Origin of the sequence: Paenibacillus sp. Soil522, assembly GCF_001428245.1 — a bacterium.
Classification (GTDB): domain Bacteria; phylum Bacillota; class Bacilli; order Paenibacillales; family Paenibacillaceae; genus Pristimantibacillus.
This window is the reverse complement of sequence record NZ_LMRV01000093.1, coordinates 1-9,119: the sequence shown is the minus strand read 5'-3', so window position 1 is coordinate 9,119 and position 9,119 is coordinate 1. Positions and strand designations below refer to the sequence as shown.

The window sequence follows — 9,119 nt, the reverse complement described above, 5'->3', positions numbered from 1 at the left end:
CCGAAGGGGACGGTTATTTGTCATATCTTTTTTTAAGTATACCACTCCTGGAATCGGCCATTAATAATTAAATATTGACAAGCTATTAGCTGGAATAGCGGAGTACATAAAAACGGCCGCCTAGGCAGCCGCGTTACCGGACTATCGTACCCGTTAGTGAAGTGACATCGAAGACAGACTCTGCGATATCCAGAAGTTCAGTACGTAATCCTTCTCCTTCGATTTTAAAACTCGCCCAGTTGTCTCAAAGCCTTCTGGCATGTCTACATAATTTCTTATACGTTCCGTTTTACAGCTTTACGATGTATTCTAAGCCGATCATAAATATCCCTCCAATGGAATGACGTATCATTACGTCAATAGTGTTTAAATAAAAAATTTCAGACAAAAAGAAACCACATGGAGTTGTTATACTCGCATGTGGCTTCTTTCATAATAACTAAACTAATGAAGCTCTTACTGCCTCATTGAATCGGGATCGTTTATCTCTCGGGACTTCATTAATTTTCACTTTCATTAGTATTAGGTGCAATTCACCTAACATCTCAGAAGTGGTAGTAAAGAAAGTCTCCGACCACTCCAACAAACAAGTACCCACTTGCTCATTACCAAATGTTATTAGTCCGTGAGCTAATTCAACAATAAATTCACGTAATTCATCAACACTCTCAAATTTATTTCTCACTCATTTATCACCTATCATATAAAATCCAGTAATTCTAAAAGAATAAGCGCTTGTTACGACTTCAATCCCCCCACCAACATTACCATTTAGTCCGGGAGCAGGTCGAGTTATAAATGCAGCATTAGGTTTTAACTCAGCTGTGATAACAAAATCCAATTGTTGGGGTAGTACCAGCGTCGCTGTCACCAGGGGCAAAGTATATGGATATATGTGTTAAATCCATACACTGGGAATTTCGCTATGATTGGGGTAATACCAGCGTAGCCACCCGCAAACGTAAGGAATAAAATTACATTTATCGTGTTGGTTGTTTACGTCTATGGTCAAAGACGGAGCTAGGCTGCCGATCCATGTCGGCAGCCTAGTCTTAGTTGAGATTGAACTATCGTGCCCGTTAGTGCAATGGTCACAGTCCTAGAAAACTACTGTTCGATGCATCATCGCATCGTGTTCCATAAGAATCATTTTGGATTATCGCTCTTCTTAAGTTCATCGTCCATAATTTGAGCTAGATCGCTTAATTCTCTTTGGAAATCCGCATGATCTTTAAAAAGTATTTGCTCCAGACTGGTTCTAAACTTTGCATGCACATCTAGAAACTTTGAATTTATCTGATGCAAATCCTTCCTGATATACGAAACCGATTCCAGCTTCACCTTGTAGTTGGCGTCTATTACTGCGGAATCTATAACTTTGTTAGAAACACCAATTCCATATTTATTTAAAGAACGCTAAGCTAGCTTCGTTGTTATCCATTGTAATGAATTTAATGAATTCTAAAGCTAAATCAGGGTTTTTAGATTTTTGTAAAATAGCCAAGCCTCCAGCAGTGCCGAAAACAGCACGTGGTTTATTCGGAAAAGAAGGTAATGCAACAACCCCAATATTGTCTTTATTTTCTGGTGATATGAAAAGTTACTGAGCAGAGGATTGTTATAATAAACATATTTTCTATTTTGATTCGTGATCGGTTGTTGAATAAGTATGATTGTTTTTTGTTATGAAACACTTAATTTTGCCATCCGAATCCAAAGATTCAGTCTTAAAAAACTCTGGATATAAATCTAATGTCGCTAATTCATCAATCGGAAGCCAATGTAACGTTACTTCACCATATGACTCTTCAAAGAAAGCATGTTTCATAATGCGTAATTCGGCACTTGATTTAACCGAGTAAAAAAAAGAAATCTCGTGGTAAACAGTACCTTCATAAGAAGTAAAGAAGTTTTCGTGAACATACTTTAATTCACCAAGTTCAAGACGAAGTTGAGTTTCCTCAAAAATTTCTCGTAAAATTGCTTCTTTTGCAGTTTCCCCAAATCTTACACGACCACCTATTGTATAATAAAACGAAGTTTTTTCATCTTTTGCCATTAAAATCTCATTTGAATCAATGATTATTGCCCCAACACGATAGCTAAATTTCCCATTTAGTATATCTAAAGTAATGTCCCCATTTATCATGTATTTCACCCACTAATTTTTTTCAGCTCCATACCACAATCTCACCTTCAAATCCCAAAGATTATTCTATACGATTTCACGACAAATCACCACCTCTTTTGGTATTTCAAGCATCTTCTTTACCCTAAATTATACTCGAATGGAAGCACATGGTTTAGTGTTTTCGTGTTTGATTAAGTGTGTTTTTTTAAGTTCTTAAGCTCCGACAGAGTGAAAAAGGAACCGCACTTGTACCGCGCTAACCTGCCCGTTAGCTCAACGAGGCTGCCGTTTTATGCCGGTAGCCTCGTCTAGTGTTTATGGAGCTAACGTACCCGTTAGTTTAATAAAGGATGAGCTAGATATCTGGTAGTGATTGCTGCTCACACTGCCAAACATATCCTCCCCCTGCCGAATCTACTGATGCAATCAGAACCCCGCTGAGCAAGGGATATGCGATAAGTTCAGGAGTATAAATGGCCAATCCGGTACATGAATCGAAAGCTTCTCGCGAACAAGCAACAGCACCTTACAATACTCAGGGAAGCGAATGTCTATCCAGCGGATGATTCGCTTCTGCAGCCGTACACTATTCGTCACCCAAAATTCCCGGTCACTCATCCTTGTTTTCAACCTTTGAAAAAAGATGGCTTGTCGCGAGTATTTATAGTAAAAGCCTCGGCTGACCAGGTCAGCTATGACAAGTGCATGTTTCGGATCACTCTTTGAGGGAGTTCATCGCAGTTCTCCGTCATGCCGATTCGCCAAGAGGAAAAAAACGCCTATGTAATATAAGGCGGCTCGTAAAATGCCTCTATTTTTTTGAAGCAATAAGCGAGATCAAGTTCATATATTTCCCGTCATCAGCGTTCAGTAATGCGATATTTTCGCGCGCATAATCGTTGTCGGACTGAAGCCATTCACTCCATGCTTTCGAGAAGCAGCTCATCTCCCTTACCGATTCAACGCAAACGTTAGGAGATTCCTCCCATAATTTCCGCCACCATTCACAAGTATGCCAATGAATATCTTCTCCATTAGGCGACAAGAATGGCTGCAGCTCTGCAGGTACAACCACATCAAATTCTACCTTCACCCCTGGCATCGCAATAGCGAAAATACCTCCTTCTTTGATTAGCGGCGCTAAATGGCGGTCCAAGTATTGTTCATTCGCTCCAAAGTATTGATACGCATCTACGCTAATGACTGCATCGAAATAGTGGTTCGCAAAAGGCAAATGGAGTGCATCCGCATGAATTGGGGTAATTTGGTTTTCCAGTCCGAACTCACTGAATCTTTGGTAGTTTTCGGTCGCACTAATCCATAAATCGGTAGCAAATACGGTTACGCCGAACTTTAACGCCAGATAGATAGAAGTAAGTCCGGTCCCGCAGCCCAAATCCAGCACTCGCATTCCTTTCTTCAATGACAATTTTGACGTTAGCTCCTCGATCATGACAATTGAACTAGGCCCCATTAAATTTGCTCTTATGAATTCGATGTCATCCAGATTACGACGGTTTATCCCCATTGAAACCCCTGCCTTCCTCAGTTTTTATTAAAGCCGTACTATTACATTTGATATTTCCAATAAAGCAATTCTTCATCTGTGTGATCAATTTGGAATCCTAACTTTAACAACACATTCTTAGAGTTGATATTGTCAGGTTCGCATCTCGCAGTTATGCTTTCGCCCCTTTCAAATAGCTATTGATGGACAAATGCCGCCAAAAAAATCGTTTTGCGGTTATGATTTCATCGAAATATTCCATTTGGTTTAATCGTAGAAATTGCTTTATATTTTCTTTGGAGTTTGCAGAGATGAGTACCAAGTTCAATCCCGACTTTTTCAGTTCTTGTAAGACACCCTTGATTTCGTCAATCGCTTTTAGTTCAGGAATGGCTTCTTCATACTTCCTCACGACATCCATCGTGAGCAATGGGACCTTTAATACAGGAACCTTGAGCCTCTTGAAACGTTCCTTAACAGAAAGTGAACGAATAAGATCAGCTTCATGTTTTGGAACCTTCTTATAGTTATATTTTTCAGAGAACTCATTAAAAAGATCGAACACCAGCCTTCCCGAATCAACAATGGTTCCGTCAAAATCAAAAATAACTACTCTGTTCATCTTCACACCTCCCCTTGATGTATCTCTTTTTTAGATAGACGTCTCCTTATAAACAAAATATTCTACAAAGAATATGGAGTCAACGGTACTTAGACCCTTATTTTCGTCTTATTATGACAACTAGTGTCAAGAAAAGTAATCCACTTAATCTACATGCTGCAGTTTCCTCCTTCCCCGTAGTTCCCATATATAGTAAAATATTAGAGATGGATATGGTTCGTAATATACGCGGATAGGAGATTAAATATGAGTGACCGGCACGAAATTGAATTTGTGCATTTACGTGGATTCAGCGAGTTGGAGATTTTATTTGTGGAGCCACTACTTGAGAATGCGGGGGTTCCGTATTACCGGGTCGAACCAGGGATGGGACATTATATGCGTCTCTATATGGCAGCGGCGCCTTTTCCGATCGAGCTCTATGTACCTGCTGATCGCCTTGAGGAAGCACGGGATTTAATAGCCTTTCCTACCGAGGGATTGGATGAGGTCGAGGAACTGCGCGAACTACCGAAGGAACGTTAATCGAAACGTAGGTTCTCGCCGTCAAAGCTCATAGCAGCCGCGATGATTGGGTTTAGTGCAACCGAGATGCCAACTGACCAGTCTGAAGTTGATAGCTTGGGGGAAAAGGCAGTGTTTTACTATCATACTCGAGATACCGATAGTCGTGTTGTTTGGGCAGTAGAAGGGTTGTTATATCTAGTGGACTGATAAGGTTTCATTCAAAACCGAGGCCATAAAAGAACAGCGGCAGTATAGGACGCAAAAATGTCCTTTACCCCCGCTATTCTATTGAAATACGTACCAAGTGAGTTTAACAATGTACGAGATTGTTTCCGAAAAGGTTGATGCTTAAAAGTGTACCTTTATCCCTGGGGCTCCACCCTTGTCTAATTGCCTCAGTGATGATCATGGCTACTAATATCTGATTCAATACTTACTCTGATCAATTGTCCCTTGAATTCATCGTGTTGTACGGTTAAAACAAGAATACCCTTTGCTGACGGTGTGATTTCCATCTAAATGCCTCTTGTCCAACGAGTTACATTTCCCTATATTTACATCGATACTGCACTCATGTGAAGGTGGTGATTAAATGTAGATACCAAACCATTAGGGAACTCAAAACCATTGAGAAAAAATGAACGAGCTTATTCAACTGAACCGAGTATACAAACTAATTCATTGGTGGATGGAAGTTTTTACAGGATCGGACCGTCGCACATGCCTTATATTTAAAATTATCTTAGTGGCGCAAGGATAGCCGATGTATGGACAATCATATGCTTGATCCATATTTAATAGGAGGGAAATATTCATGAGAAAACGATATCGAAAAATCTCGTCGGTACTTACAGCGTTTTTCCTGCTGCTATCATGTATGGGGATTGGATCTGTGGCACGTGCACAACATGGCACGGTAGACCCGTACAGCCTTTCTTTGCAAGCCTTACGAGGAAAAGACGGTATAACCGATTTGTACGCGAAAGTCATTCCCAAATCAAGCGATACCCCTCCCCCGGACCTACTCAAAAAACTCCAGCTGAAGTCCTACATTCCCGAAGGAAAAATAGTCTACGCTAAGAACCTTTTTAACATACCCGCACGGCAGGGATTAGCTAATGTAAAGCTCGACGATGTGGTACGATATCAGCCGCTCGAAACCAAGATTCATGTAAAAAATGCCGAAACGGTTGATGCAGAGGTTCTGGAAGGAAAGACAACCGTCCTGCTCCGACCGGACCTTACTGTGGATAAAGTGGAAGCAACCGATCAAACCAGCGTCAATGTGCCTTTTGCCGTTACCGCTTACATCAAGGAACTGAACGGGGATGTTGGCGCCAAAACAAACCTGCATATCCTTGATGGTTCCGATGTGCTGGATACCGCTGAAGGCGTAGTGATTGATGCCGGCGGACAAAAACTAGTGGTCTTTATGCTGAAGCTTCCGAAACCCGGTACATATACTCTCAAAGTAAACCTGTCCAATATTGAGCCTGGGGATTATGACAACACCAACAACGACAAAACATTTTCCGTTGAAGTCGTTGAAAACCGCAAAACCGTTCACTATTGGTCATATTACGATCACACATCGGACTATGAACACAATGTTGAATACAACTGGGAAGACCCATACGGCAGCAGGGAATATCATGAGAAAGAAGCTTTTGAATCATTCGTCGCAGGCGTCTATACACCGGGTCAAGTAGATCCGAAGAATATAAGTCTGACATTGGCCAGCGAAACGGGCAATCAGAAGACGGTAAACATGACTGTGTCTGAATTAGGTACTTGGGAGGGCTATACTTACTGGAATGGATCTGACCCATTAACGCACACGTGGGTATGGGCTTATCAAAAAAATTCAGAGGGTATCGATATAGAAATCTATCAGGGTACCGGCTATTGGAGCAAGAACTGGAGAACTTACTGGGAAAATGGTTCCGATTATCACAGTTGGGGTAACGGCGAATTTTTAGGCGCCAAACAATCCGTTTCTGTCCAGATAGACATCTTATCGGCAAATGACACCCACTATGGCGGAAACTATTCCATCACTTTGGAACCGAATAGCGACAGCTGGGATTATGTTGATGTTTGGTTGGAGGGGCTCCCTATACATATTTGGGGGTACTATAACAATTACTATGGTTATGCCGACGGAATCACTTCATGGTAACGACTTTTGAAAACAAGTCCGTTGAAGCCTATTTCTCAGCGGAGCAATAAGGTAATTTTTTAACCGTAATCAGACTAAAAAATGGCACATGGAATTTGCAAGTAAAGGAGCTGCCACGGCAGCTCCTTATTGATTTGTCTTATTTCAAAAAGCACGGAACCATGCCCTGTGCGAATACAGTCTATCGGGAGGACACCGATAATCGGTCTGGGTACATGGATGAGATGAAGAAGCTTTTTGACGCTATGAATCTAACTGAGGAAGAGATTAATTTGTTTCTGTACGGGGATAGATTGCAGATGGATAAACTCTTCATGAGACCTTTAGCGAAGCTGACCTACGATTTAATTATGAGGCCGTAATGATGTTGGGCTGTCACTGTGCGATCCACCCGACCTATTGGACGTGGACGGCACGGTGCGATAGCGACTGCCGCGGCGGTGGCCAGCCAACTGCGCGCCACTAGTAATCACGACCACTCACCGTAACGATTGCTGTCATAAGAAATAAAGTATTAGTATTAATATGGGGCAGCTGGTGAGGAGCTTATTAGCCTGCTTCTCAGTTCGCCATCGCTTATTCACATAGCCTCGTTAAGCTGCAGGCGGGCAGTTACAGCTCACGATCCTGCTACGTCCCCGCCGTTGCCGGCTCCCTGTTCAGCGAGGCAGCTCTGCAGTTCTTCCATTCACTCGCGGATTCCCGAGCGGGTCACCAGTCTACTAAGCAACTAAACTCGTAAATAAACATTTTACATCGTCCCGATATCAGTTGGTCCATCGTGCAGTGATTAGCCGCATACCACGCAGACATGGCGAGGCCGCTGGCCTTGTAGTCTGCAACGCGAACTGTCCATTCGTTGCGGCTTTTCTCTCTGTTCGTCATGAGGCCCTCCTGTTTGATTAGGTTGCCTTCATTTTTGGTTCGTTGAACTAACGTACCCGTTAGTTCAATCTATATCATTAGTTATGCTTCTTAAAGCGAATGGGTGGTTCAATTTTCATAAAACTAATCAACTCAATATTCATTTGTTTNCGTACCCGTTAGTTCAATCTATATCATTAGTTATGCTTCTTAAAGCGAATGGGTGGTTCAATTTTCATAAAACTAATCAACTCAATATTCATTTGTTTATTAGATGGTGGTACTTTAATTATTCGATAGTTAATATCAATTCTACCATCAGCAGCGTCCCCTACGGATATAAACTCGACTGCTTCATCTGGAGAAACAGCTACAAAAGCAAATGTCTTATCACCTTCTGTAAAAATGCCTGTTCCACCAGGCTCAACACTATGAAATTCTTTTTCAAACCAATGAGAAGCATCCATGTAATCTACTTTTTCAAACTCAATATCGATATTATTTTTTCCACAAGCGGATAAAATGAAAGTTATCAAAATTAATAAAAGTGTAATACGTTTCACGTTTAAACCCCCTATGACATAGCTAATCCTGATTAGAACCTCKGAAGCTTGCTCCACTATCGTACCCGTTAGCTTAGTAATACAAAGGTATATTTATCCCATATCAAATGTATTCCAGCCATGTCTCTTCAATAAACTGTTTGTTTCCTTAAAGAGTGCATATGCCTTCCCGCTGTTCAAMTTTCTTAACTTCTCTATAAAGTTCCTTCTGTAAGGATATACGAACCTTGCCCTCGGTACCGTAAAGAATTCAATGTACATTGGAATAGCAAATGCATCTCGCCATCCAACACAATTAGTTGATTCAATGCTCCGATTATTCCCTTCAAAAGAATTTGAAGCATTTACATAATTGACCCAGTTGCTCCTACATTCCGAAAAAACGATATAGACCTCTTTATCTTGGTCATCCATATAACTTAGCCCATTARTAGTTATTCCTTTAATTCTTGAATGATGGAATTCAGGCAATAACTTCACCTCTTTTGAATTTCGTAAATTCTTCATACCTAAATAAAATTCTTGAAGTGGTTAAGCAATCCTGCCCGTTAGCCATTGCCGCTCACGCGGAAGTAATTGCGTTCTTCCATGGGACCGTAACGAAGGACTGCTACGCGGCAGCCCTTTCGGTGTTCAACTCCCGTTAGTTCAATCATTTGGAGTCTCATGGCATAGGAGTTAGTAAGTTCTTCAACGTGCTCATCATCCAATGATACATAATAACAAATACAATCGTACCTGAAAGG

The 9,119-nt window shown here is 41.3% G+C and carries 9 protein-coding genes and 1 pseudogene; 2 read left to right on the top strand and 8 right to left on the bottom strand.

Translation table 11 applies throughout. From position 1 onward, the window contains the following. Positions 1–439: 439 nt before the first annotated feature. The 6 genes and pseudogenes from ASG81_RS31720 to ASG81_RS26710 form a co-directional block, all read right to left on the bottom strand. Positions 440–685, bottom strand: a complete 246-nt coding sequence (locus ASG81_RS31720; RefSeq protein ID WP_056641839.1) for a hypothetical protein — start codon at positions 683–685, stop codon at positions 440–442. Between the two features lie 717 nt (positions 686–1,402). Next, positions 1,403–1,594, bottom strand: a complete 192-nt coding sequence (locus ASG81_RS34240; RefSeq protein ID WP_155971978.1) for an extracellular solute-binding protein — start codon at positions 1,592–1,594, stop codon at positions 1,403–1,405. 42 nt (positions 1,595–1,636) lie between these two features. Next, positions 1,637–2,149 carry an NUDIX hydrolase gene (locus tag ASG81_RS26725; RefSeq protein WP_056641837.1) on the bottom strand — a complete coding sequence of 171 codons (513 nt, stop codon included), beginning with the start codon at positions 2,147–2,149 and terminating at the stop codon, positions 1,637–1,639. Positions 2,150–2,653: 504 nt separating this feature from the next. Next, positions 2,654–2,827, bottom strand: a pseudogene (locus tag ASG81_RS34235) (IS110 family transposase); the annotation flags it as partial. A gap of 115 nt (positions 2,828–2,942) precedes the next feature. Further along, entirely contained in the window at positions 2,943–3,659 is a 717-nt protein-coding gene (locus tag ASG81_RS26715; protein ID WP_235549042.1) for an SAM-dependent methyltransferase, read from the bottom strand. Between the two features lie 151 nt (positions 3,660–3,810). Then, complete coding sequence (locus ASG81_RS26710) at positions 3,811–4,260, bottom strand: HAD hydrolase-like protein (protein WP_056641831.1); 450 nt, start codon at positions 4,258–4,260, stop codon at positions 3,811–3,813. Positions 4,261–4,506: 246 nt separating this feature from the next. Here ASG81_RS26710 and ASG81_RS26705 point away from each other — a divergent pair, with 246 nt between their 5' ends. Then, entirely contained in the window at positions 4,507–4,785 is a 279-nt protein-coding gene (locus tag ASG81_RS26705; protein ID WP_056641829.1) for a putative signal transducing protein, read from the top strand. Positions 4,786–5,581: 796 nt separating this feature from the next. Beyond that, complete coding sequence (locus ASG81_RS26700) at positions 5,582–6,946, top strand: hypothetical protein (RefSeq protein ID WP_056641826.1); 1,365 nt, start codon at positions 5,582–5,584, stop codon at positions 6,944–6,946. A gap of 1,061 nt (positions 6,947–8,007) precedes the next feature. On the opposite strand, the gene ASG81_RS26695 is transcribed toward ASG81_RS26700, so the two are convergent. Then, a complete protein-coding gene (locus ASG81_RS26695) occupies positions 8,008–8,373 on the bottom strand; it encodes a hypothetical protein (protein ID WP_056641823.1) in 366 nt (121 codons plus the stop codon). Between the two features lie 548 nt (positions 8,374–8,921). After that, positions 8,922–9,119: hypothetical protein (locus tag ASG81_RS33270; RefSeq protein ID WP_235549041.1), on the bottom strand; the 198-nt coding region annotated here is incomplete at its 5' end.